This is a genomic window from Micromonospora auratinigra (assembly GCF_900089595.1).
In the GTDB taxonomy this organism is placed as follows: domain Bacteria; phylum Actinomycetota; class Actinomycetes; order Mycobacteriales; family Micromonosporaceae; genus Micromonospora; species Micromonospora auratinigra.
Window position 1 is genome coordinate 2,112,074 of the sequence record NZ_LT594323.1, and the last position, 26,289, is coordinate 2,138,362.

General features: G+C 74.5%; 23 protein-coding genes. 11 read left to right on the top strand and 12 right to left on the bottom strand.

Translation table 11 applies throughout. From position 1 onward, the window contains the following. The first annotated feature begins 101 nt into the window (after positions 1–101). Positions 102–809: a hypothetical protein gene (locus GA0070611_RS09710; RefSeq protein WP_091661177.1), complete on the top strand. Its 708-nt coding sequence runs from the start codon at positions 102–104 to the stop codon at positions 807–809. A 3-nt stretch (positions 810–812) separates the two neighbouring features. Here the strand turns inward: GA0070611_RS09710 and GA0070611_RS09715 are convergent, their stop codons facing one another. From GA0070611_RS09715 to GA0070611_RS09750, 8 genes are all read right to left on the bottom strand, one after another. Beyond that, positions 813–1,418, bottom strand: coding sequence for a bifunctional 4-hydroxy-2-oxoglutarate aldolase/2-dehydro-3-deoxy-phosphogluconate aldolase (locus tag GA0070611_RS09715; protein ID WP_091661180.1), 606 nt, complete (start codon positions 1,416–1,418; stop codon positions 813–815). Next, positions 1,415–2,443, bottom strand: a complete 1,029-nt coding sequence (locus GA0070611_RS09720) for a sugar kinase (protein ID WP_231921389.1) — start codon at positions 2,441–2,443, stop codon at positions 1,415–1,417. The genes GA0070611_RS09715 and GA0070611_RS09720 overlap by 4 nt, the downstream gene beginning before the upstream one ends. Beyond that, on the bottom strand, positions 2,440–3,342 hold the full coding sequence (locus tag GA0070611_RS09725) for a DUF6807 domain-containing protein (RefSeq protein ID WP_091661187.1): 903 nt from the start codon (positions 3,340–3,342) through the stop codon (positions 2,440–2,442). The genes GA0070611_RS09720 and GA0070611_RS09725 overlap by 4 nt, the downstream gene beginning before the upstream one ends. Next, positions 3,339–3,977, bottom strand: coding sequence for a hypothetical protein (locus GA0070611_RS09730; protein WP_091661191.1), 639 nt, complete (start codon positions 3,975–3,977; stop codon positions 3,339–3,341). Before GA0070611_RS09730 ends, GA0070611_RS09725 begins: the two co-directional genes overlap by 4 nt. Then, a complete protein-coding gene (locus GA0070611_RS09735; protein WP_231921488.1) occupies positions 3,974–4,735 on the bottom strand; it encodes a carbohydrate ABC transporter permease in 762 nt (253 codons plus the stop codon). Before GA0070611_RS09735 ends, GA0070611_RS09730 begins: the two co-directional genes overlap by 4 nt. Before the next feature lie 316 nt (positions 4,736–5,051). Then, positions 5,052–6,032: a carbohydrate ABC transporter permease gene (locus GA0070611_RS09740; protein ID WP_091661199.1), complete on the bottom strand. Its 981-nt coding sequence runs from the start codon at positions 6,030–6,032 to the stop codon at positions 5,052–5,054. A gap of 27 nt (positions 6,033–6,059) precedes the next feature. Next, a complete protein-coding gene (locus tag GA0070611_RS09745) occupies positions 6,060–7,400 on the bottom strand; it encodes an ABC transporter substrate-binding protein (protein ID WP_091661203.1) in 1,341 nt (446 codons plus the stop codon). Between the two features lie 98 nt (positions 7,401–7,498). Further along, complete coding sequence (locus tag GA0070611_RS09750) at positions 7,499–8,545, bottom strand: LacI family DNA-binding transcriptional regulator (RefSeq protein WP_091661206.1); 1,047 nt, start codon at positions 8,543–8,545, stop codon at positions 7,499–7,501. A 237-nt stretch (positions 8,546–8,782) separates the two neighbouring features. On the opposite strand from GA0070611_RS09750, the gene GA0070611_RS09755 reads away from it, so the two are divergent. From GA0070611_RS09755 to GA0070611_RS09780, 6 genes are all read left to right on the top strand, one after another. After that, positions 8,783–10,111 (top strand): Gfo/Idh/MocA family protein, encoded by a 1,329-nt coding sequence (locus GA0070611_RS09755; RefSeq protein WP_091661208.1) that lies wholly within the window; start codon positions 8,783–8,785, stop codon positions 10,109–10,111. Positions 10,112–10,128: 17 nt separating this feature from the next. Next, complete coding sequence (gene uxaC / locus GA0070611_RS09760) at positions 10,129–11,562, top strand: glucuronate isomerase (protein ID WP_091661211.1); 1,434 nt, start codon at positions 10,129–10,131, stop codon at positions 11,560–11,562. Further along, positions 11,559–12,860: an enolase C-terminal domain-like protein gene (locus GA0070611_RS09765; protein WP_091661215.1), complete on the top strand. Its 1,302-nt coding sequence runs from the start codon at positions 11,559–11,561 to the stop codon at positions 12,858–12,860. The genes uxaC and GA0070611_RS09765 overlap by 4 nt, the downstream gene beginning before the upstream one ends. Next, positions 12,851–14,335, top strand: coding sequence for a mannitol dehydrogenase family protein (locus GA0070611_RS09770; RefSeq protein WP_091661220.1), 1,485 nt, complete (start codon positions 12,851–12,853; stop codon positions 14,333–14,335). Before GA0070611_RS09765 ends, GA0070611_RS09770 begins: the two co-directional genes overlap by 10 nt. 128 nt (positions 14,336–14,463) lie before the next feature. Then, positions 14,464–15,609 (top strand): Gfo/Idh/MocA family protein, encoded by a 1,146-nt coding sequence (locus GA0070611_RS09775; RefSeq protein ID WP_407940431.1) that lies wholly within the window; start codon positions 14,464–14,466, stop codon positions 15,607–15,609. 17 nt (positions 15,610–15,626) lie between these two features. Then, positions 15,627–16,976, top strand: a complete 1,350-nt coding sequence (locus GA0070611_RS09780) for a pectate lyase family protein (protein ID WP_091661223.1) — start codon at positions 15,627–15,629, stop codon at positions 16,974–16,976. Positions 16,977–17,027: 51 nt separating this feature from the next. Here GA0070611_RS09780 and GA0070611_RS09785 read toward each other — a convergent pair whose 3' ends face one another. Beyond that, on the bottom strand, positions 17,028–17,663 hold the full coding sequence (locus tag GA0070611_RS09785) for a DedA family protein (RefSeq protein ID WP_197675896.1): 636 nt from the start codon (positions 17,661–17,663) through the stop codon (positions 17,028–17,030). 197 nt (positions 17,664–17,860) lie between these two features. Between GA0070611_RS09785 and GA0070611_RS09790 the strand changes: the two genes are divergently transcribed. The 3 genes from GA0070611_RS09790 (at position 17,861) to GA0070611_RS09800 (ending at position 22,515) form a co-directional block, all read left to right on the top strand. Continuing rightward, entirely contained in the window at positions 17,861–18,307 is a 447-nt protein-coding gene (locus GA0070611_RS09790) for an ATP-binding protein (protein WP_231921390.1), read from the top strand. Between the two features lie 110 nt (positions 18,308–18,417). Continuing rightward, on the top strand, positions 18,418–21,732 hold the full coding sequence (locus GA0070611_RS09795) for an NACHT domain-containing protein (protein WP_091661227.1): 3,315 nt from the start codon (positions 18,418–18,420) through the stop codon (positions 21,730–21,732). 63 nt (positions 21,733–21,795) lie between these two features. Beyond that, complete coding sequence (locus GA0070611_RS09800; protein WP_091661230.1) at positions 21,796–22,515, top strand: HD domain-containing protein; 720 nt, start codon at positions 21,796–21,798, stop codon at positions 22,513–22,515. Positions 22,516–22,526: 11 nt separating this feature from the next. Here the strand turns inward: GA0070611_RS09800 and GA0070611_RS09805 are convergent, their stop codons facing one another. The 3 genes from GA0070611_RS09805 to GA0070611_RS09815 all read right to left on the bottom strand — a co-directional run bounded on the left by GA0070611_RS09805 (position 22,527) and on the right by GA0070611_RS09815 (position 24,789). Next, positions 22,527–22,913 (bottom strand): barstar family protein, encoded by a 387-nt coding sequence (locus tag GA0070611_RS09805; RefSeq protein WP_091661234.1) that lies wholly within the window; start codon positions 22,911–22,913, stop codon positions 22,527–22,529. A gap of 62 nt (positions 22,914–22,975) precedes the next feature. Continuing rightward, a complete protein-coding gene (locus tag GA0070611_RS09810) occupies positions 22,976–23,347 on the bottom strand; it encodes a ribonuclease domain-containing protein (protein ID WP_231921489.1) in 372 nt (123 codons plus the stop codon). Positions 23,348–23,607: 260 nt separating this feature from the next. Then, the gene (locus tag GA0070611_RS09815) at positions 23,608–24,789 is read right to left on the bottom strand and encodes a cellulose-binding domain-containing protein (RefSeq protein WP_091661240.1); all 1,182 of its coding nucleotides are present in this window, start codon (positions 24,787–24,789) and stop codon (positions 23,608–23,610) included. 219 nt (positions 24,790–25,008) lie between these two features. Here GA0070611_RS09815 and GA0070611_RS09820 point away from each other — a divergent pair, with 219 nt between their 5' ends. Beyond that, entirely contained in the window at positions 25,009–26,052 is a 1,044-nt protein-coding gene (locus GA0070611_RS09820) for an ADP-ribosylglycohydrolase family protein (protein ID WP_091661243.1), read from the top strand. The last annotated feature ends 237 nt before the right edge of the window (positions 26,053–26,289 follow it).

The window sequence follows — 26,289 nt, forward strand, 5'->3', positions numbered from 1 at the left end:
GCGTCCCCCTCCGGCCATCGGACCGTGGTCGTCCCCGGCCCGGCGCGGTGCCGGCCGTGGTCGGATGTGCCGCCCGGCGGGACCGGGCAGCGTCGGTGGACATGACGAACTACTCGTTTCCGGGGCGGTGGGTCGGTGGCATCTCGCTGGTCCTCGGCCCGCTGCTGGTCCTCGCCGGAATCCTGCTCCGGATCCGCTTCCACTACTTCTTCCCGCAGCAGCTCGCCGCGTACCAGGCCCATCCGGCGCTCCTGGTGGCCGCGTACAGCCTGTTCACCGCCGGCATGGTGGTCCTGACACCGGGCGTGGCCGCGCTGGCCCGGTTGATCGGCCGCACCCACCCGACCTGGGCGGCCTGGGGGGCCGGTCTGGTCATCCTCGGCCTGTTCACGCGCACCTTCCACGGCGGCATCGACCACATGGCGTTCCAACTCGTCCGGGCCGAGGGTGCGCAGGAGGCGACCCGGATCGTGGGGGACACCTACGGCGCCTGGCACCTCTTCCGTTTCCCGGCCCTGGCCGTGGTGACCGGCTGGGTCGTCCTCGCCGTCGGCGCGTACCGGTCGCGGGCGCTGAGCCGGCCGAGGGCGGTCGCCCTCGCCCTGATGTCGGCGCTCGCCCTGGGCACGTTGAAGGGCACCCAGGTCCCGCAGTCGCTGATCGCCGTCGGCGGGCTCTGCTACGCGCTGGTGCCCCTCGGGGTGCGGCTGCTGCGGGACGGGCCGAGGCCGAGCGGCCGGGCGCTGCTCTGGTTGCTGGCGCTCGTCGCCGCACTGGTCCTGATCAGCCTCTTCGGCCCGAACGGCTGACCGTCACCGCTCGGCGGCGAGCCGGGCGAGGCGAGGGATCTGCCGGGGATCGGCCAGGGCCGAGCCGACGGCCACCACCCGGACCCCGGCGGCCAGGAAGTCGCCCGCGTTGTCCGCGTCGATCCCGCCGGTGGCGACGAAGCGCGCCTCGGGCAGCGGTCCGGCGACCGCCCGGAACCAGGCCGGCCCGAGGCTCACCGCCGGGAACGCCTTGAGCCAGCGCAGGCCGTGGTCGAGGGCGCGCTGCGCCTCGGTGGGGGTGGCCACCCCGGGCAGGTGCGGGAGCCCGTAGCTCAACGCCACGTCCGCGACGGCCGGGTCCAGGCCGGGGGCGACGGTGAAGGCGGCCCCGGCCGTGGCCGCCTGCCGGACCTGGGCCGGGGTGCGGACCGTACCGGCCCCGACGAGCCGGTCCCGACGGCGGCCCGCCCGCACGGCGGCGTGCAGGGCGGTGACCGCCTCCGGGGTACGGATGGGCACCTCCACCACGTCGATGCCGAGGTCCCAGGCCCGCTCGGCGAGCCGCACCGTCTCGTCGGGTGGCAGGTCGCGCAGGATCACCATCACCCGCGCCGCGCCGAAGATCGGCGCGAAGTCGTGCGCGCTCATCTGCTGACTCCTCCACGGTGACCGCCGGGCGACGGCGGGGCGGCGCGGCCGGCGACCGGCTCCAGCGCCGCCCACCCCGCCTCGGACAGGGCCAGCGCCCGCGCGGTCCGGACCGGGTCGGGCGGCGGGGCGGTGTCGCCCGGGGCGGCGAGCACCGGGGCCGCGGTGAGGTGACCGAGCCGCAGGCAGGACCGGAGGTCGAGGTCGCGCAGCAGGCCGGCGAGGAAGCCGGCGGCGAAGGCGTCACCCGCCCCCACCGGCTCCACCACGGCCACCGCCGGCGCCGGCACGAAGACCGCCGTCCCGCCGCGCGGCAGCGCGGTCGCGCCCACCGCCCCGTCCTTGACCACCACCAGGTCCGGCCCGGGCAGCAGCTCCCGGACGTCGGCCGGGTCGGCGACGCCCCAGAGCGTCCACGCCTCGTCCAGGCCGACCAGCACCACGTCGGCCGCGTCGGCCAGGTCACGCAGCACCGGGGCGGCCTGGCCGGCCGACCAGAGGGCGGGCCGGTGGTTGACGTCGAAGCTGATCCGCGCGCCGGGCAGCGGACGGGCGGTCACCGCGTACGCCACCAGGTCGCGGCAGCCGGCCGAGAGCGCGGGGGTGATCCCGGTCAGGTGCAGCAGCCGTACCCCGGCCAGCCGAGGATCGGCGAGGTCGTCGGCGCTCAGCCGGGCGGCGGCGGAGCCGGCCCGGTAGTAGTGCACCCGGGTGCCGGCCGGGTCGGGATCCTTGAGGTAGACCCCCGTCGGCGCGGCCGGGTCGACGGTGACCAGTGAGGTGTCCACCCCCGCGGCGGCGACCTCCCGGAGCACCCGCCGGCCGAACGGGTCGTCGCCGACCCGACCGACCCAGGCGACCCGGTGGCCGAGCCGGGCCAGTCCCATCGCCACGTTGGACTCGGCGCCGCCGACCCCGACGGCGAGCCGGTCGGCGTGCGCCAGCGCGGTGCCGGGCGCGGGGGCGAGCACCACCATGGTCTCCCCCAGGCAGGCCACCTCCGGCCCGGGCGTCGCGCCGGTCACCCGCCGGCCGTCCGGTCCAGCCGCGCCGCGACGGCCGCCCGGTCCAGCCGGCCGTCGGCGACCAGCACCCGGTGCCGGCGGTGCCGGGCCCGGTCGGCAGCGACCACCGCCGGCCGGTCGAAGGCGTACGCGGCGCAGACGCCCGGGTACATCGCGGTCCGCACGAACCACCGGTCGCCGTCGGCCAGCCCGGTCAGGACCAGGGTGTACGCCCCGCCGCCCGGCGCCTCGGCGGTCAGTGCCAGCCAGGGCGCCGCGCTGCCGTTGACGGTCTCCTCCCCCGCGGCGTCGACGGTGAAGACGTCCGGCTCCCCGTCGGCGACGGCCCGCCAGAAGAACCCGCCGTAGCCGGCCCCACCGGGGCGGCCGTTGGTGGCCGGGCTGCCCAGGCGCACGTCGCGGCCGGTGGCCGAGGTGAGGGTGCTGTCCAGGTCCAGCCACCAGGCGTCGGCGCCGGCCGGGGCGGCGGCCAGCCGGCGGCGCTCGCGCAGCAGCGGACGGCCGTCGCGGTCCCGCCATTCGAGGTCGTGGTCGAGCCGGTCGGCCGCCCGCTCCCGCCAGCCGGTGTGGACGATCACGCCGTGGTCGTCGCGCCAGGCGTAGCCGGTGTCCCGCAGGTAGGTGCGCCCGCCCCAGAGGTTGGCGCCGTCGACGTCCTGCACCGCGAGGGACGCGCCGAGGTGCCAGACGTGGTCGGCGGGGAGCACGTCGGTGACCGGGGTCCCGGACCGGGTCCGCACCGGGTGCAGGTACGGCCGAGGGCCGTGCCGGCGGTCCAGGTCGGGGGCCACCACGTAGCGGGCCACCTCGACCCCGCCCACGACCAGACGCTCCGCCGCGGGCCGGGCCGCGGCGGCGGGGTCGGCCACGCCGTCCCCGGCGTGGGAACCGGCGGTCACGACGGCTCCGACCGGATCGCCGGGGCGTCGACCGGCTCCGCCGCCAGGGCGGGGCCCCGGGCATCCACCGCGTGCACCGCGGCGAGGGCGTAGCCGGCGAGGATCGGCACCGCGACGGGGGTGACCAGCACGGCGAGCAGCCCGGCCAGGCAGCACACCCCGGCGGCGGCGGCCCAGGTGCCGGGCCGCTGCGGGCAGCCGCGGGCCACCTCCCGGGCGGCCGCCCGCCAGCCCCGGCCGCCGGTGCGCCCGACGGCGACGGCGACCAGGCCCGCGTAGCCGAGCAGGGCGGCGACCACGACGGCGGTGCCGGCCAGCGCGGGGCTGCCACCGGGCACCCGGCCGGTGGCCAGGGCGAGCAGGTCGGCGGCGAGCGCGGCGGCGGTGAGCAGCCCGACGGCGCTCACCGCCAGCCCGCCCGGCAGCGCCCGGCCGAACCGGACGACGGTGGTCCGCACGTCGGGCCAGCCGCCGGTGACGCTCCGGTCGTGCAGCGCGGCGCTGGCGGTGGCGACGGCCGGGGCGACGGTGAGCAGCGGCAGCGCGGCCAGGCACAGGGCGAAGCCGAGCAGGGCCAGGTCGGTGGCCTCGCGCAGGGTGTCCCGCCAGTCCCGGCGGGGGTGCTCGACGGTCATCCCTTGAGCCCGCTGGTGTTGATGCCCTCGACCAGCATCCGCTGGAAGGCGAGGAAGAACAGGAAGACCGGCAGCAGCGACAGCACCGACATGGCGAACATCGGCCCGACCGCGCTCTGGCTGGTGGAGTCGATGAACAGGGTCAGTGCCACCGGCACCGTGTAGTCCTCCAACCTGGACAGGAAGACCAGTTGCCGGAAGAAGTCGTTCCAGGTCCAGATGAACGAGAAGATCGCGGTGGTGACCAGAGCGGGGCGGCTCAGCGGCAGAATGACGTGCCGGAAGACGCCGTACGGGGAGGCCCCGTCGATCTTGGCGGCCTCGTCCAGCTCGCGGGGGATGCCGCGCATGAACTGGACCATCAGGAACACGAAGAACGCCTCGGTGGCCAGGAAGTGCGGGATGAGCAGTGGCAGGTACGGCCAGTCCCCGCCGACCAGGCCGAGGCTGCGGAACAGGATGTACTGCGGCACGATCAGCACGTGCCCGGGCAGCAGCAGGGTGCCAATCATGACGGTGAACCAGACCCGACGCAGCCGGAACCGCAGCCGCCCGAGGGCGTACGCGGCCAGCAGGCAGGACAGCGCGTTGCCGATGACGGTGAGCAGGCTGACGAGCGCGCTGTTGAGGAAGAACCGGCCGAAGCCGATGTCGAAGTTGGTCCAGCCGTCGGCGTAGTTGCCGGGGCTGAACCGGCGCGGCAGCAGCCCGACGTTGTTGACGATCTCGGCCGGCGACTTGACCGAGGTGCCGAGCATCCAGATCAGCGGATAGAGCACCACGGCGACGATCGCGACCAGGATCAGCAGCCGCAGCGCCTGCCGGCCGCCGCGCGCGCTCACCGGGCCTGGTCCGTTCGCGACTGCGGGGCTCGCAGACCCGGCTCACTCCTCGCGCTCACCGGTCCTCCTTCGTTCGCGACTGCGGGGCTCGCAGACCCGGCTCACTCCTCGCGCTCACCGGTCCTCCTTCGTTCGCGACTGCGGGGCTCGCAGACCCGGCTCACTCCTCGCGCTCACCGGTCCTCCTTCGTTCGCGACTGCGGGGCTCGCAGACCCGGCTCACTCCTCGCGCTCACCGGTCGTCCCCGTCCGAGTAGTGCACCCAGAACCGGCCGGTGCTGAAGAAGACGGCGGTGATCAGCGCGATGGCGAGCAGGAACACCCAGGCCATCGCCGAGGCGTAACCCATCTCCAGGTCGGTGAAGCCGGAGATGTAGAGCTTCAGCGTGTACATCAGGGTGGAGTCGACCGGGCCGCCGGTGCCGTTGCTGAGCACGAAGGCGGCGGTGAAGCCCTGGAAGCCGTGGATGGTCTCCAGCACCAGGTTGAAGAAGATGACCGGGGAGAGCATCGGCAGGGTGACCGCGCGGAACCTGCGCCAGGCGCCGGCCCCGTCGACCGACGCCGCCTCGTACAGCTCGGTGGGGACCTGCTTCAGGCCGGCCAGGAAGATCACCATGGGCGCGCCGAACTGCCAGATGGCCAGCACCATCAGCGTCTGCAGGGCCCAGTCCGGGTCGCTGACCCAGGGCAGCCCCTCGATACCGAAGAGCGCCAGGAACGAGTTGAACGCGCCGTCGCGGTTGAACATGTTCACCCAGACGATGGCCAGCGCCACGCTCCCGCCGAGCAACGACGGCAGGTAGAACAGGGCGCGGAACAGCCCGACGCCGCGCCAGGCGCGGTTGAGCAGCAGCGCCACGCCGAGCGCGGCGGCCAGCTTCAGCGGTACGGCCACCAGCGCGAAGGTCAGGGTGACCCGCACCGCGTGCCAGTACGACGGATCGGCGGTGAACATCCGCTCGTAGTTGGCCAGCCCCACCCAGCGCACCTCGGACAGCGGGGTGAGGATGTCGTAGTCGGTGAAGCTCAGCCAGAGCGAGAGCAGCATGGGGATCGCCGTGATGCCCATCAGTCCGATGAGCCAGGGCGAGAGGAAGACGTACCCCGCCAGACCCTCGCCGTGCCGGTTCCGGCCGGGCCCCCGCCGCGCGGGGCGGGGGCCGGCCGGTCCGGTACGGGAGGTCCGGCCGGGCGCCGTGGTGAGGGCCACGGGCCGGCTCCTTTCTTCTCGGCGGGGTCAGGCGATGGCGGACGTGCAGGCGGCGACGAACTGCTGGGCCGCCTGGGCCGGGGTGGCCCGGCCGTACTGGGCGTTCTCGGCGGCCTTGGTCAGCTCGGCCTTGACCTTGCTGTGTCCCTTGATCGGGACCTGCGGGGAGGGGCCGAACTTCTGCGCCAGGTCGGCCTCCACCTGGATCGACTGCTTCATCGCCGGGTCGGTGGCGGTCTCGCTGACCTTGGCGCGCAGGTCGGTGTTGGACGGCAGGCCCCGGTCGGTGCCGAGCAGCGCGACCGCCTCGGGGTCGTTGACCAGGAAGTTGATCACGTCGACCACGACGTCGCGGTGCTTGCTGCCCTTGAACACCGACCAGTACATCGAGGCCCGGGCCCACTGCGCGCTCGGGTCACCCGGGTACGCCACCACGCCCAACTCGTCCTTGGTGTTCTTCTTCAGGTCGGGCATCTGGTTGGCCCAGACCCAGGAGGTGGCCGCCTTGCCGGTGACCACCAGCTGCTTGGTGATGTCGGTGGCGTTGCCCTGGTGGATGACGTCCGGGGTCGGGGTGGCGCCACGGTCGCGGGCGCCCTTCCACAGCTCGAACCACGTCGTCACGTCCTCGACGGTGAAGCCGAGTTCCTTGCCCTTGTAGAGGTCCTTGCCCTGCTGGCGCAGCCAGACCCAGAACGCCTTGTAGTCGGCGCTCGGGTCCTGGGTGCCGGGCACCCTGGTCTTCTTCGCCACCTGCTCGGCCCAGGCGATGTGCTGCTCCCAGCTCATCCCGGTGGTCGGCTCGGGCAGCCCGTTCTTGACCAGCAGGGTCTTGTTGTAGACCAGTCCCTGGGTGTTCTCCCCGGCGGCCACCCCGGCGAGCTTGCCGTCGACCACGCCGTACTCGAGCAGGCTCCTGGGGAACTTCGACACGTCGAGCTTGCCCGAGTCGCGGTAGCCGCCCAGGTCGAGGGTGGTGCTGCGGCCGGCGTACTCGGCCAGGTAGTTGTCGTCGATCTGGAACAGGTCGGGCGGGTTGCCGCCGGCGGTCAGGGTGGCCAGTTTGTCGAAGTAGCCCTGGTTGGCCTGCCAGGTCTTCTCGAAGGTCACCTCCGGGTGCTTCTTCGTGTAGAGCGCCAGCGCGTCCTCGGTGAGCGTGGCCCGGGCCTCGCCGCCCCACCAGAACACGGAGATCTTGATCGGGCCGCCGTCGCCGGCGTCGTCGTCGCCGCAGCCGGCGGCGGTGAGGGCGAGCGGCACGGCCAGCGCGACGGCGGCCAGGCCGCGCAGGACTCGACGGCGGGACAGCGGGGTACGGTGATGCCGCCCGGCGGGTGCGCCGGCGGTGGGGGTCGTTGCGGGGTGCATCCTGTGCTCACTCCTCGGCTGTGGGAGGCGACGACGTCACCGGCGGCCGTCCACGGGCCGCCCGGGCCCGCACGGCTATGCGGGCCCGGGCCACCACGTCAGGCCGGCGGGACGCCTCGACCGGAGGACGGAACGGGCCCGGTCGAGTCGCGGACGACCAGTTCGGTCTGGAGCATTACCTGTGCGGTGGTACGACGGTCGCCGGCTGCCGCGCCCCGGCCCCGGGCGCCGCGTGGCCCGTCGGAGTCGTGTTGCAGCAGCATGTCGACGGCCGTCCGGCCGGCGGCCGCGTTGGGCGTGGCCACCGTGGTCAACCTGGGGCGGGTGAGTCGGCTCAGCGCGATGTCGTCGACGCCGACCACGCTGACGTCCCGCGGGACCCGCAGGCCGAGCGCGTCGAGCCCTTCGATCAGGCCGATCGCCATCAGGTCGTTGTGCGCGAGCACGGCGGTGACGCCGCTGCGGCGGACCGGCTCGGCGAGGGCGGAGCCACCGGTCTCGGTGGGCTGGTTGGGTCCGAGGACGGTCAGCTCGGCGCCGCCGGCCCGGGCGGCGGCGCCGGCCGCGCGGCGCATCTCGCGGGCGGTCCACGACCCGCGCGGGCCACCGAGCAGGGCGATCCGCCGGTGGCCGAGGTCGAGCAGGTGCCCGATCGCGTCCCGGGCCCCCTGCCCCACGTCCATCATCACGCAGGGCAGGCCGGCGACCTGGCGGTTCACCACCACCACCGGCACCTCCCGGCTGGCCTGTTCGATCAGGCCGTTGCTCATCCGGGGGCTGCACAGCAGCACCCCGTCGACCTGCTTGGCGAGGGCGTGGACCAGGTCCTCCTCGGTGGCCGGGTCCTCGTTGCTGTCGGCCACGAACACGTGGTAGTCGCGGTGCCGGGCCTGCCCCTCGGCCGCCTTGATCAGCGGCGGGAAGAACGGGTTGGCGATGTCGGCGACGATCAGGCCGATGTTGTGGGTCCGGCCGGTGATGAGGGCCCGGGCGGCCCGGTTGGGCCGGTAGCCGAGTTCCTCCGCGCTGGCCAGCACCCGTACCCGGGTCTCGGGGTTCACCAGGTGCGGGGCGGAGAAGGTGCGCGAGACGGTGGAGATGTGCACGCCGGAGGCCCGGGCGACGTCCCGGATGGTGGCTGGCACGGCGGGCCCCCTCGTCCGATGTGGTGGTGGTCACGTGGGTGCCGCCAATTAATGCAAACGGTTGCTCCACTGTCAACGCTTCATTGTCACGGATGAATTGCGGTACCGCTCCCACCTACCCCCCATATCGTGTCCAAGGTGGATTCAAGGGACGGCTTTCGCATCGATCGTTGACGTGGTCTCCGCCGGCGTGGTTTCTTCGCTGCAAACCTTTGCAGCACTCGGGAGGCCGCGACCATGTCACCTCCGGCCCGGAAACGGGTCCGCCACGCTCTGGTCGGCGCCGGCGCGCGCGCCGAGATGTTCGTCCGGGCGCTCGCCGTCGACCACGCCGACACCGCCGAACTGGTCGCCCTCGCCGACGTCAACCAGGCCCGGACGGCCGCGCACAACCGCTGGCTGGCCGCGCTGGGCCACCCGCCGGTGCCCACGTACGCCGCCGCCGACTTCGCCACCATGCTGGCCCGGGAGCGGGTCGACGTGGTGCTGGTGACCAGCGTGGACGTCACCCACGACGAATACGTGGTGGCCGCCCTGCGGGCCGGCTGCGACGTGGTCACCGAGAAGCCGATGACCGTCGACGCGCCCCGCTGCCGGCGCATCCTCGACGCGGTCGCCGAGACCGGGCGGCGGGTCACCGTCGCCTTCAACTACCGCTACAACCCGCTGCACGAACAGGTCCGGCGGCTGCTCGCCGACGGCGCGGTCGGCGAGATCGGCTCGGTGCACTTCGAGTGGCTGCTCGACGTGCGCCACGGCGCGGACTACTTCCGCCGCTGGCACCGCGACAAGGCAGCCTCCGGCGGCCTGCTGGTGCACAAGTCCGGCCACCACTTCGACCTGGTCAACTGGTGGCTGGACGCCCGCCCGGTCGAGGTGCACGCGGCCGGCCGGCTCTTCTTCTACGGCGAGACCGGCCGCCGGCACGGCTACGCCCGCGACTACGACCGGGCGCACGGCTCCCCCGCCGCCGCCGACGACCCGTTCGCCCTGCGGCTGGCCGACCACCCCCGGCTGCGCGAGCTCTACCTCGACGCCGAGGCCGAGGACGGCTACCGGCGCGACCGCAACGTCTTCGCCCCCGGGGTGACCATCGAGGACGACCTCGCCGTGCTGGCCCGCTACTCCACCGGCGCGACGATGACCTACCACCTGACCGCCTACGCGCCCTGGGAGGGCTACCGGGTGATGGTCAACGGCAGCCGGGGCCGCCTCGAACTGGAGGTCACCGAGAGCGACCACGTCAGCCCGGCCGTCGCCGGGGCGCTCAAGGGCGCCGCGCTGCACGGCGACGAGGCCGCCGCGGAACAGGGCGCCGCCCGGCTCACCCTGCGACCGTTCTGGGAACCACCGGTACGGATCCCGGTCGACGGCTGGACCCGGCAGGGGCACGGCGGCGCGGACACCCGGATGAACCGGGTGCTGCTCGGCGGCGAGCCGGACCCGATGGGCCGGGCCGCCACCGCGCGCGACGGCGCGCTGGCCCTGCTCACCGGCCTGGCCGCGAACCGGTCCCTGACGACCGGCGCCCCGGTCCGCGTCGCCGACCTGCTCACCCTCCCCTGACCGAGGAGCCCTCCTCCGTGCGAACCACCTTCCGCAGCGACCTGCTGCTCCCCGCCGAGCCGGGTCAGCGCGCCCTCGCCCGCGAGCTGTACGCCCTGGCGGCCGCGCAGCCGATCATCTCCCCGCACGGGCACGTCGACCCGGGCCTGCTGGCCGAGGACCGCGCGTTCCCCGACCCGGCCCGGCTGCTCGTGGTGCCCGACCACTACCTCACCCGGATGCTGCTCAGCCAGGGCGTGCCCCCGGCCCGGCTGGGGGTGCCGACGGTCGACGGCAGCCCCGTGGAGACCGACGGGCGGGTCATCTGGCGACGTTTCGCCGCACACTGGCACCTGTTCCGGGGCACCCCGTCGCGGCTCTGGCTGGAGCAGACCCTCACCGACGTGTTCGGGGTGACCACGCCGCTCTCCCCGGCCACCGCCGACGCGGTCTACGACGAACTGGCCGCCCGCCTCGCCGAACCGGAGTTCCGCCCCCGCGCGCTGTTCACCCGCTTCGGCATCGAGGTGCTGGCCACCACCGAGTCGCCCCTGGACGACCTGGGCCGGCACGCGAAGCTGGCCGCCGACGGCTGGGGCGGACCGGGCGGCCGGGTGGTCACCACCTTCCGCCCGGACGACGTGGTGGACATGGAGTTCGACAACTGGTCGGCCAACGTCGACCGGCTCGCCGAGGTCTCCGGCGAGGACACCGGCACGTATGCCGGCTACCTGGCCGCGCTGCGGCGACGGCGGGCGGCGTTCATCGCGGCCGGCGCGACCTCGTCGGACCACGGGCACCCGACCGCGCGTACCCTCGATCTCGATCCCGCGCAGGCGGCGGCGCTGTACGACCGGGGCCGGCGCGGCCGGGCCGACGCCGCGGACGCCGAGGCGTTCCGGGCGCACATGCTGCTGGAGTTCGCCCGGATGTCGCTCGACGACGGCCTGGTGATGCAGCTGCACCCGGGCGCGGTGCGCAACCACAACCGCCGGCTGTACGCCCGGCACGGCCGTGACGTCGGCGGCGACGTGCCACAGGCCACCGAGTACGTGCACGGCCTCGCCCCGCTGCTCGACGCGCACGGCAACGACCCCCGGCTGACCGTGGTGCTCTACACCCTCGACGAGGACACCTTCACCCGTGAGCTGGCCCCGCTGGCCGGCGGCTACGCCGCGCTGCACCTCGGCGCGCCCTGGTGGTTCCTGGACTCGCCGGAGGTGCTGCGCCGGTTCCGGGAGGCGGTCACCGAGACCGCGGGCTTCTACAACACGGCCGGGTTCGTCGACGACACCCGGGCGTTCTGTTCCATTCCGGTACGCCACGACGTGGCCCGCCGGGTCGACGCCGGCTTCCTGGCCCGCCTCGTCGCCGAGCACCGGCTGCCCGAGGACGAGGCCGCCGAGACGATCGTCGACCTGGCGTACCGGCTGCCCAGGCAGGTCTTCAAGTTCACCGGAGGGCACTCATGACCAGGATCGTCGACGTCGAGGTGCACGACGTGCGGTTCCCGACCGCCGCCAGCGGTGACGGCTCCGACGCGATCAACCGGGGCGACTACTCGGCCACCTACGTCGAGCTGGCCACCGACGGCGGGCCGACCGGCGCGGGGTTCACCTTCACCAACGGCCGGGGCAACGAGATCACCTGCGCGGCGGTCCGGGCGCTGGCGCACCACGTGCGGGGCCGGACCGTCGAGGAGATCGCCGCCGAGCCGGTGGCGTTCTGGCGCTCGCTCACCGCCGACGTGCAGCTGCGCTGGCTCGGCCCGGAGAAGGGGGTGATCCACATGGCCACCGGGGCCCTGGTCAACGCGGTCTGGGACCTGCGGGCCAAGCTGGCCGGAAGGCCGCTGTGGCGGCTGCTCGCCGAGACGCCCACCGACGAGCTGGTCGCCGGCGTCGACTTCCACCACATCACCGACGCGCTGACCCCCGACGAGGCCGCCGCGATCCTCGACAAGGGACGCGACGGCCTGGCCGACCGGCTGGCCACGCTGGAGCGGGACGGGTTCCCCTCGTACACCACCTCGGTCGGTTGGCTCGGCTATCCCGACGACAAGGTCCGGGCGCTGACCCGGGCCGCGTACGCCGACGGCTGGCGGGCGGTGAAGATGAAGGTCGGCGGCCCGCTCGACGACGACCTGCGCCGGGCCCGGATCATCCGCGCCGAGATCGGCCCGGACGCGCTGCTGATGATGGACGCCAACCAGGTCTGGGACGTCGACGAGGCGATCACCAACATGGCCGCGCTGGTGGAGGTCGACCCGTACTGGATCGAGGAGCCGACGCACGCCGACGACGTGCTCGGTCACGCCCGGATCGCCCGGGCGGTCACCGAACTCTCCTCCGGGCGCTGCCGGGTGGCCACTGGCGAGGTCGCCGCCAACCGGGTGATCTTCAAGCAGCTGCTCCAGGCGGAGGCGATCGGCGTCATGCAGGTCGACGCCTGCCGGGTCGGCGGGGTCGACGAGGTCCTCGCCGAGCTGCTGATGGCGGCGAAGTTCGGGGTGCCGGTCTGCCCGCACGCCGGCGGCGTCGGCCTCTGCGAGTACGTCCAGCACCTGGCGATCTTCGACTACCTGCGGGTCGGCACCGGCCTCGACGGCCGCATGGTCGAGTACGTCGACCACCTGCACGAGCACTTCGTCGACCCGGTCCGCACCCGGGCCGGGCGCTACCTGCTGCCCACCGCACCCGGCTACAGCGCCACCATGCGGCCCGCATCGGTGGCCCGGTTCCGCTTCCCGGACGGCCCGGCGTGGCGCTGACCACCGACCGGCTCGGCCTGGCCACCCTGCGCCGGCTGCCCGCCCAGTGCCGGCCGCTGCTGCGCCCGGGCACCGTGCCGGCCGGCATCGTGCACCTCGGGCTCGGCGCGTTCCACCGCGCCCACCAGGCCGTGCACACCGAGGCCGCGGTCGGCGCGGCCGGCGGCGACTGGGGCATCATCGGGATCGCGCCGCGCAGCACCGCCGTGGTCGACGCGCTCGCCGGGCAGGACCACCTGTTCAGCGTCACCACGCTCGCCGCCGAGGGCGCGGCCACCCGGGTGGTCGGCGCGCTGGCCGGCGTCCGGCACGCGGCGAGCGACCCGCAGGCCGTGGTACGGCTGCTCGCCGACCCGGCGATCCGGGTGGTGACGTTGACCGTGACCGAGAAGGCGTACCAGCTCGACCCGGTCACGGGGACGCTGCGCACCGACCCGGAGCTGATCGCCGACCTGACCACCGACCGGGCCCCCCGCACCGTGCCGGGGCTGCTGCTGCGCGGGCTGCTCGCCCGGGCCGCCGCCGACGCCGGCCCGGTGGCCCTGGTCAGCTGCGACAACCTGCCGGCCAACGGACGCCGGCTGCGTGGCCTGATCGGCCAGGTCCTCGCCCGGGCCCGGGTGCCCGACGGGCCGGCCGGCTGGATCGACGCGCACGTCGGCTTCCCCGGCACCATGGTGGACCGGATCGTGCCGGCGGCCACCGCCGCGACCCTGGACACCGCGCGGCGGGCGCTCGGCGTGCGCGACCTGGCGGCGGTGGCCGCCGAGCCGTACTCCCAGTGGGTGATCGAGGACGACTTCCCCGCCGGCCGCCCGGCCTGGGAGCGGGCCGGCGCGACGCTCACCGGCGACGCCGGCCCGTGGGAGCGGCTGAAGCTGCGCACGCTCAACGGGGTGCACTCGGCCACCGCCTACCTGGGCGCGCTGGCCGGGGCGGAGACCGTCGCCGAGACGCTGGCCCTGCCCGGACTGGACGCCGTGCTGCGCCGGCTGGTCGCCGAGGACGTCGCGCCCAGCTTCACCCCGCCGTCCGGGGTGAGCGTGCCGGCGTACGGGGAGCAGGTGCTGGCCCGCTTCGCCAACCCGGCCATCCGGCACCGCACCCTGCAGATCGCCATGGACGGCTCGCAGAAGCTGCCGCAGCGGATCCTGCACACCATCGTCGACCTGCGCGCCGCCGGCCGTTCCGCACACTGGGCCGCGCTCGTGGTGGCCGCCTGGCTGCGCTTCGTCCGCGGTCACGCCGACGACGGCCGACCGCTGCCGCTGGACGACCCGCTCGCCGACCGGCTCCGCACCGCCCTGACCGCCGTTCCGGACACCCCGGCCGGCGTGGTGGACGCGGTCTTCGCCGTCGGCGAGGTGTTCCCCGCCGCGCTCGCCGCCGACGAGGAGGTCCGCGCGGACGTCGTGGGCTGGCTGACCGCGCTGGAGCGGCACGGCGTCCGGGCCACCCTGGCCGGTGCGCGGTGACCGCCGCCGGCGCCGGTCCCGCCGCGGCCCCCGGCCCCGGCTCGGGTTCCGGCGTCCCGAGCGGCGCGGCCCGCCCGGCCGGCGCGGCCCGCCCGGCCGCTGCGGTGCCGGGCGGCGGACCGCCCCGGGTGGCGCTGGTCGGGGCGAACGGGCACGGCCGCTGGCACCGGCGCGCGATCGCGCCGCTGCACGCCGCCGGGCGGCTGCGCCTGGTCGGCCTGGTCGACGTGCGCCCCCTGGAGGACGAGCCGGCCGCCCCGGTGCCGCCCGGGGCGCGCACCTTCACCGACCACCGGGCGATGCTCGCCGCCGTACGCCCCGACGTGGTGGTGGTCTGCACCCCACCGCACACCCACCTGCCGATCGCCCTGGACGTGCTCGCCGCCGGGGCGGACCTGCTGCTGGAGAAGCCGCCGGTGCCCGACCTGGCCGCGCACCGGAGCCTGTCCGCCGCGTCGGCGGCCACCGGGCGGGCGGTCCAGGTCGGCTTCCAGGCGCTCGGCTCGGCGGCGCTCGCCGCGCTGGCCGACGCGGTCACCGGCGGCCGGCTCGGCACGGTCACCGGGATCGCCACGGTGGCCGCCTGGCAGCGCCCCGACGCCTACTACGCCCGCTCCCCCTGGGCCGGCCGGCGGACCCTCGACGGGCGGCCGGTGCTGGACGGCGCGCTGGCCAACCCGCTCGCGCACGCGGTGATGCAGTGCCTGGCCGTCGCCGAGGTCGCCGGCGGCACACCGGTGGTGCCGGCCCGGATCGAGGTCGAGCGTTACCGGGTGCGCCCGATCGAGGTGGACGACACCGCCGTGCTGCGGGTGACGCCGCGGCACGGGCCACCGGTGCTGGCCGCGGTCACCCTGGCCGGGGAGGACTTCGTCCCCGGCGAGGTGCTGGTGACCGGGACCGGGGGCCGGGCGGTGCTGGAGTACCCCACCGATCGGCTGCGGCTGCCCGACGAGCCGGAGCCGCGCCCGGTGCCGGGCCGGTACGGGCTGCTGGAGAACCTGCTCGACCACCGGGCTGCCGGCAGCCCGCTGCTCGCGCCGCTGGCCCGTACCGCGCCGTTCACCGCGGTGCTGGACGCGCTGCGGAACGCGCCGGAACCGACGCTGCTCGGCGGGCCGCTGGTGACCGCGGTCGGCGACGGGCCGCAGCGGGTGCGGGTGCTGCGGGGCGTGAACGCGGTGCTGCGCGCCGCGGCGCGGACCGGTGTCCTGCCGTCCGAGGCGGGGGTGCCGTGGGCGGTCCGGCCGTACGTGTCGATTCCCTGCTCCTGACGAGAACGGAGACAGCCATGCGAACCCCCGCTCCGGTCGTGGCCCTGCTCGCCGCGACGCTCGCGGTCGGCACCGCCGTACCCGCGTCCGCCACCCCGGCCGACCCGCCGCTGTCCCGGGCGGCCCAGCAGTTCGGCCGGCAGAGCCTGCCGGCGAACGACGGGTGGGCCGCCGAGGGGCCCGGCACCACCGGTGGCGCCGCCGCCGCGCCCGACCGGGTGCACGTGGTCCGCAGCCGCGCCGAACTGGTCGCCGCCCTCGGTGGGGACAACGCGACGAACGCCGCCGACGCCACCCCCAAGATCGTGTACGTGGACGGGGTGATCGACGGCTTCGAGCGCCCCGACGGCACCCTGCTGGACTGCGCGGACCTGGCCGACCCGGGATACCGGCTGGCCGACTACCTGGCCGCGTACGACCCGGCGGTGTGGGGCCGGGTCGACCCGAGCGGCCCGCTGGAGGCCGCCCGGGTGCGCTCGGTGGCCAACCAGACCCGGCAGACCCAGCTCAACGTCGGGTCGAACACCACCATCATCGGGCTGCGCGGCGCGCGGCTGACCGGGCTGACCCTGATGATCGACAAGGTCAGCAACGTGATCGTGCGCAACCTCGGCTTCGCCGACGCCCGGGACTGCTTCCCCGCCTGGTCCCCCACCGACGGCGACACCGGCAACTGGAACTCGCAGTACGACCAGATCTCGGTGCGGCGCAGCGAGCACGTCTGGGTGGACCACAACACCTTCACCGACGGCGACAACCCGGACCGCGCCCAGCCGAGTTACTTCGGCCGGCCCTACCAGGTGCACGACGGCTCGCTGGACGTCACCCACACGGCCAGCCTGGTCACCGCCTCGTGGAACCGGTTCGTCGGCCGGGACAAGCTGATGCTGATCGGCTCGTCCAACACCGTCGGCCCGGACGTCGGCCGGCTCAAGGTCAGCCTGCACCACAACCTCTTCGACGGCGACCTGCAACGGCTGCCCCGGGTCCGGTTCGGCCAGGTCGACGTGCACGAGAACCACTACCGGCTGGGCGGACCCGGCTTCGAGTACGCGCTGGGCGTCGGCGTCCAGTCGGCGATCGTCGCGCAGCACAACTTCTTCACCCTGACCGACGACGTGGACCCGGCCGACCTGATCCACGACTGGGGCGGCACCGCGCTCACCGAGCGGGGCAGCTGGCTGCGGCAGGGCACCGGGCCGGCCCACCCGGTCGACCTGCTCGGGGCGTACAACGCCGCGCACGACCCGGACCTGGGCGGCGACGCCGGCTGGACCCCGACGCTGCGGGCCACCCCCCTGCTGCCGACGCCGCTGGTGCCGCTCGTCGTCGGGGCCTGGTCCGGTGCCGGCCGGCTGCCGCTGTAGCTCCCCCGCTGCCGGGTCGGCGTCCCCTCACCGGGCGCCGACCCGTCCTGCTCACGGGTGCCCGCCGGCTGCCTCCCGCTCCCGGGCCGTGGCCCGCCGGGACCGCACCACCCGCACCGCCACCAGGAGCACCACCAGCACCAGCAGCGCCTCACCGCCCCAGCCGAGCCGCCGCTCCAACAGCCGGTACGAGGCACCGGCCAGGTAGCCGAGCACCGCCACGGTGACCGCCCACAGAGCGCCGCCGAGCACGTTCGCCACGGTGAACGCCCGGCGGGGAATGCCACTCATCCCGGCCAGCCCGGGCACCAGTGCCCGCAGCGCCGCCGCCCAGCGGCCCAGCACCACCGCGACCGCGCCCCGCCGGCGGACCAGCTCCAGAGCCCGACGCAGCTCCCCGGAGCGGACGAACCGGCGCGGCGTGCGGGCCAGCAGGCGGTGCCCGTACCGGCGGCCGACCAGGTAGCCGATCTGGTCGCCGAGCGCCGCCCCGGCGACCGCCGCCCCGATCACCGCCCAGAGCGACAGCCGGTGTTCGTGGGCGAGCACCCCGCCGACCAGCACCGCCAGCTCCCCGGGCACGAGCAGGCCGAGGAAGGTCGACGACTCCAGCGCCGGCAGCAGGAAGACCAACGCCAGGACCAGGGCGGGGGGCAGCGTCACCAGCAGATTCAGCACCCGGTCCACCCGCTGATTGTCACCCGCGTACGGGCCGACGCGGGGTGGAGCGGGCGCCTGGTTCCGCCGCGCCGCGTGGGCCGGATCCGGGAACCGCCCGGGTCGGCGAATGAAGCCCCACCCGGGTGGGGACAATAGGGCGAGGAACGGGACAGCGCCGACGAGCGCCCGGGGCCCGGGACGTGCACGGGACAGGGGGCCGGAACGTGGAGGGTGGGATCACCACCGGTGCCGGCAGCCCCGGCACCGCGGCGCCCGGGCCGGTCCTCACCATCGACGTGCCGGCCGACCCGGGTCAGCTGGCCCCCACCCGGGAGCGGCTGCGCGGCTGGCTGTACGCCCTGGGCGTCGACGAGTGGGACGTCGAGACGGTGCTGATCGCGACCGGAGAGGCCTGCGCCAACGCCATCGAGCACGGGTACCGCTTCGCCCCCGAGGGGATCACCACGCTCCGCGCCGAGCTACGCGACGACCTGCTGGAGATCGAGGTACGCGACCACGGCGGCTGGCGGGCCGAGGACGGCGGCGACGACGGCGGCGACCGGGGTCGCGGCCGGCTGATCATGGCGCGGGTGATGGACGAGGCGACCATCGTCGGCACCCCGGAGGGGACCACCGTACGCCTGGTCAAGCGACTCTCCGCGCCCTCCTAGCGGAATCCTGAACTCCACATTTCGGCAGGTCGGGGCGGGTTAGCCTCGGTCGGGGCGAGCCCTGCTCACCTCCACTCGGACGGCGGCGCGCGGACGGGGGTGCCACAACGATGCGTGGTCCGCTCTGGCGCGGCTGGCTCTGGACGCCGAGCACCTCGATCCGGCTGGCCCTCCGCCGCTCGACGACCTGGTGGACGAGGCACAACCAGGAGGAACAGCGGCTGGCGGCGGCGCGACCGGCCGCCCCCGCCCGCCACTGGTACCGCCCCTGGTGGTGGTACGCCATCCTCACCGCGACCGTGGTGATCCTGCTGGTGTGGCTCGTCACCCAACTCGTGCTGCCGCTGACCAACATCCTCTGGCACCACGACCCGCCACGCGCCTTTCCGCCCACCGAATGGGTGGACGACACGTTCTGCAAGGTGCCGAGGGACGCGCAGTGCACGAAGATCACCGGTGCCGTCACCAAGTTGCTTCCCCTGCCCACCGCCGTCGCCATCTTCTACCTCTTCACCCGGTTCCGGGTCGAGCCCGCCTATCAGCGGATCGCCAGGAAGGCGCCCGAGGACCTGGTGACGACGTCGAACGACGCGCTGGGCGACATCGTCGGGCGGGACGAGCTGTGCGAGGTGTTGATCGAGCGGATCCGCGACCCCGACGTACGCTGCCCGATGGTGCTGGTGGGCGGGGTCGGCGCGGGCAAGAGCGCCGTCCTCGTCCAGCTGACCCATGAGCTGGCGGCGCGAGGGATCGTGCCGATCGTGCTGCGGATGCGGGACCTGAACCCGGAGCACCTGAACTTCGAGAAGGAGGCACAGCAGCGCTTTCTGGACCTGATCGACCCGAACCTCTACAGCGGCGGGCAGGGTGACCGGCTCTGGCGACAACTGCGGTGGAGCAACAAGATCGCGGTGATCGCCGACGGCCTGGACGAGTTGGGGGCATCCGGTCAGCAGGACACCGCGGGCGGGCACGGCCCGGAGGGGCAGCACGACAGCGAACTGCGGGAGGCGTTCCGGCGGGCCGCCGCGGACCGGCTGCCGCTGATCGCGGCCACCCGACCGTACGACCCGCTGCGCAGCATGCCCGCCGTGGTCGTGGGCCTGGAGCCGCTGAGCGAGGGGCACGCGCTCGCCTTCGGTCTCGGCGACGGCGCGCGGGTTCCCGGCACGGACGTCGTCGCCCACCTCATCTCCGACTCGGACGCCACCGAGTCGCCGCTCTACCTGAAGGTGATCCGCGATCTGCACCGGTACCACCGGCTGCCGAAGGACCCCGACAGATCCCCCGGGCCGGGCGAGGCGAGTCATCCCGTCGACCGTTCGACAGTTCGGCTGGAGTTGCTGAAGGCCTGGCGGCGGGCGATCGAGGAGGGATACGTCTGCGAGGACTTCGCCCACGGCGAGCCGGAGCGCAGACACGCGCTGGACGTGGTCTCCGCCTTCGCCTGTCTGGGCCTGCTGCACGGCTCACTGAGCATCCGCTACGACAACCTCATCGACTGCGCACCCGAGGACCACCCGCACCACGTCGTCTTCGCCGAGCTGGCCAGGCGGGTCGGCGACGGGATCACGGTACGGGACAAGGCCGCACTGGTCACCGCCGTCACCACGGCGGGCGAGTTCTCCATCGTCGGCCTCGAACCGACCGGCCTGCGCTTCCAGCACGGAGTCATCCAGGCGTACCTGGCCGAACAGTTCCTCACCTCCCCGAAGGTCTACCGGCATCTGCTCCGGGAGTCCGGGAGAACCACACCGAGCAAGGAACTGCTCATCGCGTTCACCCTGCTCTCCCGCGACCCGGACCGGCGACGGAGCCTCCATCCGCACCGGCCCGAGGGCCGAATCGGCTGGTTCCTCGGCCTACGCGCCGGCGATGAGGTGGGCCACCTGGTCGATCACCTGGTCAAACGGGCGGACCGCCGGGAGGAGAATCCGTGCTGGCGCCTCGAGCTGTACGGCACCGCCCTGGAAATCGACGCGGAGGCGACGCCGCCGGCCCATCCCACGATCGCCCGGCGCATCGAGGACGAGTGGTCGCACTTCATCGAGCCGGAGGTCGGCGACCGTCCGCTCGACGAGGCGAAACTGCACCTCGTCCGCCGCTGGGGCGACGCGGCCCGGCTGATCAGTCACCGGCGCCGCACCGGGGCACACGGCTTCACCGGCCGCGTGGAACCGGCCTACGACGGGCTGTTCCGACTGGTCCGTCAGGAGACCTCGTACCGGGTGCGCCTGGCTGCCGTGCGGGAGATCGGGCTCGGCGGTGAGCCCGCCGCCCGCGTGCTCCGCCGGGTCCGGGCGCCCGGGCCGGTGTGCCTCACGCCCGACGCCGACAACACCGACGCCCAGGATCAACAGCTACGAGGGTGGCTGGCGCCGCTGCTGTTCCTGTCGACCCGCCGGGACACCGAAGCACCGGACGACCACCCGGCCAGGGAGGCCGCCCGCCACCTGACCGGTTGGCTCGACGAACTCGCCGCCCACCGTTCGGCAGCGGGTGGCCGCCGGCTCAACCTCGCCGGGGAGATCGCCCTCGCCCAGGGCTTCCGGCTCGCGGCCAACGTGCGCATCCTGCCGCTCGGCCGGCCGAGCACCGACCGCAGCATCCTCGTGGAGAAGGCCGAGTTCGCGCTGCGTCACTCCCGCTTCTGGTACAGCCAACTCGCCCTGGTCCAGGCGCTGACCCTGCTGTCCCTACCGATGGATCCGGCGGAACCGTTGCCGGCCAGCGGGCACGGCGCCAATCCGGTCGGCCTGGTGCAGCACTGGCTGCGTGTCGCCGGCAGCGAGGTGCCCGACCGGGACCGGTGCGTCGCCCACCCGTTCCTGCTGGCCACCGCGCGGCTGTGCGTGAAGGCGCTGGTCACCCGGGAACCGGAGCGGTTCTGCTGGATCGACGAGGGCGAGACCGCGAGTCGGGTCGGGTCGTGCAGCCCGTCCGTGGAGGTGCGGCGCGCCCAGCGGCTCTGGATCCCCGACTCGATGGGCTGGAGTGTCCTCGACCCCCGCGCCGAACGACTTCTGGCCGACGTGATGCTGCTGCTCAACCTCGCGGAACGCGGCGACCGGCCGATGGAACGCGAGGCGCGGCTGCACCGCGCCGACCGGTGCGACCTTCCGCCGTGCCTCACCACCGACCGGTCCCCGCTCGACCCGGAACGCAGCGTGCACAGCAGGGAGCGGTGCGCACCGGGCGGCACCTGTCTGGACGACTGCCCGTTCCGCCTCTGCCCCCTGCCGGCCAAGGGTGAACCGCTCGCGCGTCGGATGGACCAGAACTTCTGCGCCCGGCAGGCCGACCTGACCGGCTGGTGGAACGCCCTGTTGATCCGCGCACCCTGGCAGAACGTCCGGCTGTCCGAGCTGCGGCGGTTCTGGCGGCTGATGTCCCGGCGCGACCTGCCCCGGTGGCGGCGGTGGTGAGCCGGCGGTCGGGTGGCCGACGGCCGGCTCCGGAGCGGAGCGAAGATCCGCTATAAGTGGACCATGGAGTTTCCCGCGTACCTCGCCACGATGCCGATGCACGCGATCACCGAGATCCACGGCGAGCCGGGCCTGGTGGCCCGGTTCCGGCTGGAGGTCGACGCGTTCGACGAGGCCGCCCGGGCCCGGCTCACCGCCGCGCTCGACCTCGCCGCCGAGCTGCACCGCGAGGACCGGCGGGTGCGCGAGCCGTACCTCAACCACCTGCTGCGGGTGGCGATCCGGATGATGCACCACTACCAGGTGCGGGACGTGGACGTGATCGTGGCGGGTCTGCTGCACGACGCGGTGGAGGACCATCCGGCCGAGCTGGCCGGTCCGGACGTCACCGGGGATCCGACCACGGCGGCGCTGGCGGTGCTGGCCGACCGGTTCGGCGCGCGGGTGGCCCGGCTGGTCGGGGCGGTGACCAATCCGGCGTACGACCCGGAGCGGGACCGTGACACGCAGTACCGCGAGCACGTCGCGGCGAGCCTGGACGGTGAACCCTGGGCGCGGGTGATCAAGGTGTCGGACTTCACCGACAACGGGGTCGGGGTGATCCACACGGTGGGGCCGAAGGTGGCCCGGTCGGCGGCGAAGTACCGGCCGCTGGTGCCGGTCTACCGGGACCTCATCGGCCGGCCCGACACGCCGCTCTCCGCCCCGGTGAAGCGGCACATCTTCGCCCAGCTCGACCTGGCCGAGGAGCGCTTCGCGGCCATCCTCGACCGGCCCAACTGAGCCGGGCGCCCTCAGGTCAGGGCGGCGGTGATCCGCTGCCGCAGCGCCGCCCGCCGGCCCGGGTGCTCGTGCAGCACCACCCGCAGCGCGTGGTGTCCGCCGGCGGCCACGCCACCGAAGACGTCGAGCAGGGTGCCGAGCTGGGCCGGCGGCTCGTCGGCGAGCAGCAGCCCGGCGTCGCGAATCCGCAGGGTGAGCGGACCGGCGTCGAGCCGGTCGGCCAGCACGTCGGCGAGCGCGTCCCAGTTGCGCCCGAAGTGATCCGGCAGGGCGAGCGTCGCGGTCAGCGCGTCGAACAGGCCGGCCCGGGTACGGGCGGCCGTCGCGTCGACCTCGACGCCGTCCGGGTCGCCGTCGAACACCAGCCAGGCCGGCAGGTGCAGGTTCGTCGCGGCCATCGGTCCTCCGTTCCTCGTCGGCGGATCGGGCCGAGCCGTGGCCCGATCCGCCGACGACCAGGTCAGAGCAGGTAGAAGTTGCCGTAGTGGTCGGGCGAGAACCAGGTCGCGCCGGTGCTCCGGTTGACCACGATCCGGTACGCGTCGCGGGACGCGCCGCAGGACCGTGGGTAGACGTCGTACTCGTAGTAGGTGGCGTTGGCGGGCAACTGGCCCTCGTTGTTGTAGAACCGGCCGCCGGCGAAGTTGCACAGCCCGCCGCTCCACGAGTACCAGCCCCGGGTGGTCGGGAAGCCCTTGGCGGACCAGCCGGAGCGGGCGGTGCGGGCGTCGGTGCAGCGGGTCATCGTGCAGGAGCTGTAGACGGCGGCCCGGGCCGGCTCGGCGAGCCTCGGCGAGATCACCGACGGGCCGACCAGGGCGGCGGCCACCATGGCGGTGAGCAGGACGAACGAGCCGAGGATGCGGCGTACGCGGGTGCCGGTGACGGGCAGCGGGGTCGCGGGCGTGGTCAAGGGATCCTCCCGGTCCAGGGACGACGAAGGCATCGACCGACGTCGTTGTGTCGGTCGGCCCCAGTCTGGCGGTGATCCTGTCGGCCGGACAAGCCCGGACCGCGAACCCGCTGCCAACACCGGATGAACGCTGGGTGGGTCACCCGGGCCGAGGGTGCCGCCCGGCCCGGGTGACCCGGTCAGCAGCCGATCCGGGTGGTGCCGAGCGCGACGTCGTCGAACCAGAGGGTGTCCGCGCCTCCGCCGTAGCTCTCCCACCCCAGCTTCAGGTCGGTGAGCCGCGGTCGCCAGGTCCGGTTGTACCACTGGCCGTCGATGTCGTGGGTCGGCACGCCGTCGGCGGTGAGCCCGGTGACCGCCGCGCCGTCCAGCCAGGTGCGCAGCTGCCCGGTGCCGCCGTCCACCATGAACTCCAGGCAGGACCAGCGGCCGGTGGGCAGCGGCAGACTCAGCGCCACCCCGGCCGGGCTCTGCTCCGGCAGGGTCGCGTCGTCCGAGGCCCGGTTCCACTGCAGGGCGCCGTTCTGGCCGCCCATTCGCAGGTCGCGGTTGCCGTCGGCGGCGTCGGTCATGGCCAGCAGGGTCACGTGGTCGGTGGGCAGCGCCGTGCTGTGCCGTACCCAGAACCGGCCGTACCGGACCGCGCCCAGCGCGCCGAGGTCACGGGTGGAGCGGACGAACACGTGGTTGCAGTAGCCGCCCGCGCCGTCGATCCGGACGGCCCGGCTGCCGCTGTGCGCGGTCGCGCCGTCCACGACGGCCCGCCCCGCCCCGGCACAGTCGGGGTTGACCACGGACCAGTCCCCGGCGGGCGTCGTACCGGTCTGGTTCTCGAACCCGTCGCAGAGCACCGCCCCGGCACAGCCCGCCGGCGGCGGACCGGTCGGCGAGCCGGTGGGGGTCGGCGACGCGGTCGGGCTCGGGCTCGGCGACCCGGTCGGTGACGGCGCGGCGCCGTTGCACGGTACGCCGTCGAGCGCGAAGCCGGTCGGCGCGGGAGCGCCCGCGCCGACCGTCCCCTGCACGCCGAACTCGGTGCTCCCACCGGCCGGCACGCCGGCGTTCCAGGAGGCGTTGCGGGCGGTCACGGCGGACCCGGACTGGGTGACCACCGCGTTCCACGCGCCGGTGATCCGCTGGTCACCCGGGTAGGTCCAGGTGACGGTCCAGCCGTTGACGGCGGTATCGCCGGGCGCGACGTGGACCGCGGCGGTGAACCCGCCGGTCCACACGTTGGGCAGGTAGTCGACCCGGCAGCCCTGGGCGGCGGCGGCCGGCCCGGAGACCACGCAGACGACGGCGGCGGCCACGGTGGCCGTGGCCGCGAGGACGGAGACGAACAGGGTACGGGGACTCCTCATGCGGAGGCTCCTCTCGGCGAGCCGCCGGCCACCGGCCGACGGGAGCTGCGGGGACCTCGCGTGCCGACGCGCGGAGAAGCAGCGCGTACGGGAGACTGCCCGGCTCGGGCGGACCATCAGCCGCACAAGGCGGCGCCCGCCGGCCAATCTAGTGATGTTCGCCGATGGATGGCAAGAGCGGGTCCGATCCGGGTCGCCCCGGCCTCTACACTCCGCGCCATGACGGGGACCGCGGTACGCCAGCTCGCGACGGCGCGGGGATGCCTGCTCGGCCTGCTCCTCGGGGATGCGATCGGTGCGGTCGCCGGGACCGTGCCCATTGACGGCCCGCTGCGGTCCACCAGCGCCGGCCAGCTCGCCTGCTTCACCGTCGAGGGCGTCATCCGCGCCAACCTCCGCTCGACGCACCGGGGCATCTGCCACTCGGCGAGTGTGGTGCGGCACGCGTACACCAGGTGGGCGGCGCTGCAGGGCGCGCCGGGGATCCACCGCTGGCGGGAGGACCACTGGCCGGACGGGTGGCTCGCCCAGGTGCCGGCGATCGCCGCGCACCGTGGCACCGCACCGGCCACCGTGTCCGCCCTGCAGCGCCACGCCTTCGTGGGCAGCACCGACCATCCGGACTGGACCAGCACCGGGGCGCACGCGCTCACCCGTACCCTGCCGGTCGGCCTCACCGCCTGGTGGGGCGGGCAGGCCGGCCGGTACGCCGGGGACCTGGCCGCCACCACCCACGCCCCCGAAGCGGTGGACGCCGCCCTGGTCGGCGCCGCCGTCGTGGCGGGTGCCGGCCGGAGCGGGAACGTGGCGACGGCGGTGGCGCAGGCCCGACAGGAAGGCCAGGAGCTGGTGCGGGTCATGCCCGGCACCACCCTGTCGGCGGCGGTAGAGGCCGCCGACGAGCGACCCCGCCGGGCCGACGTCCTGACGCAGCTCGCCCCGGACGGGCGGGCGGCATCGGCGCTGGCCGGTGGGGTCTACGTCGCTCTGTCGTTCCCCGAGCGCGGCCGGCTCCGCGATGCCCTGCTCCTCGCCGGATCCGTACCGCACGGGGAGCACGTTGCCGCCACCGCCGGGGCGATCCTCGGCTCCGCGCACGGCGTCGACGCCTTACCGCTCGAACTGGTCTCCCGGCTGGAGTTGGCGTGGGTGGCCGACGTGCTGGCCCGCGACCTGGTCGCCGAGTTCACCGACAGCCCCGCCGGAAACGGCTACCGACCGGCCGCGGATCCCGAGTGGCTGACCCGCTACCCCGGCTGGTGACCGACCTCCATCGATCATCCCGGGCGCCGGCGAACACGGTTCAGGCACCCGCCTCCGTCGGTGCGCGGGAACGCCCACGCCCGGCCGAACCGCCGCCCGCGCGGCTGCCGCCCGTCGCCGCTCCACCTTGTTAGCGTGGGATGACGCTCCGCCTGCGGCGGAACGACACCGCACCCCTCAGCCGCCCGCCCGGACCGCCCGCGGCGACCCGGGCGGACGGGCGCTGCCCGGGAAAGG

Excerpts from the sequence above, each read along its gene's own strand:
- GA0070611_RS09710 (WP_091661177.1), top strand. The coding sequence starts at position 102 with ATGACGAACTACTCGTTTCCGGGGCGGTGGGTCGGTGGCATCTCGCTG.
- GA0070611_RS09715 (WP_091661180.1), bottom strand. The coding sequence starts at position 1,418 with ATGAGCGCGCACGACTTCGCGCCGATCTTCGGCGCGGCGCGGGTGATG.
- GA0070611_RS09730 (WP_091661191.1), bottom strand. The coding sequence starts at position 3,977 with ATGACCGTCGAGCACCCCCGCCGGGACTGGCGGGACACCCTGCGCGAG.
- GA0070611_RS09735 (WP_231921488.1), bottom strand. The coding sequence starts at position 4,735 with ATGCTCGGCACCTCGGTCAAGTCGCCGGCCGAGATCGTCAACAACGTC.
- GA0070611_RS09745 (WP_091661203.1), bottom strand. The coding sequence starts at position 7,400 with ATGCACCCCGCAACGACCCCCACCGCCGGCGCACCCGCCGGGCGGCAT.
- GA0070611_RS09755 (WP_091661208.1), top strand. The coding sequence starts at position 8,783 with ATGTCACCTCCGGCCCGGAAACGGGTCCGCCACGCTCTGGTCGGCGCC.
- GA0070611_RS09765 (WP_091661215.1), top strand. The coding sequence starts at position 11,559 with ATGACCAGGATCGTCGACGTCGAGGTGCACGACGTGCGGTTCCCGACC.
- GA0070611_RS09780 (WP_091661223.1), top strand. The coding sequence starts at position 15,627 with ATGCGAACCCCCGCTCCGGTCGTGGCCCTGCTCGCCGCGACGCTCGCG.
- GA0070611_RS09795 (WP_091661227.1), top strand. The coding sequence starts at position 18,418 with ATGCGTGGTCCGCTCTGGCGCGGCTGGCTCTGGACGCCGAGCACCTCG.
- GA0070611_RS09800 (WP_091661230.1), top strand. The coding sequence starts at position 21,796 with ATGGAGTTTCCCGCGTACCTCGCCACGATGCCGATGCACGCGATCACC.
- GA0070611_RS09805 (WP_091661234.1), bottom strand. The coding sequence starts at position 22,913 with ATGGCCGCGACGAACCTGCACCTGCCGGCCTGGCTGGTGTTCGACGGC.
- GA0070611_RS09810 (WP_231921489.1), bottom strand. The coding sequence starts at position 23,347 with ATGGTGGCCGCCGCCCTGGTCGGCCCGTCGGTGATCTCGCCGAGGCTC.
- GA0070611_RS09815 (WP_091661240.1), bottom strand. The coding sequence starts at position 24,789 with ATGAGGAGTCCCCGTACCCTGTTCGTCTCCGTCCTCGCGGCCACGGCC.
- GA0070611_RS09820 (WP_091661243.1), top strand. The coding sequence starts at position 25,009 with ATGACGGGGACCGCGGTACGCCAGCTCGCGACGGCGCGGGGATGCCTG.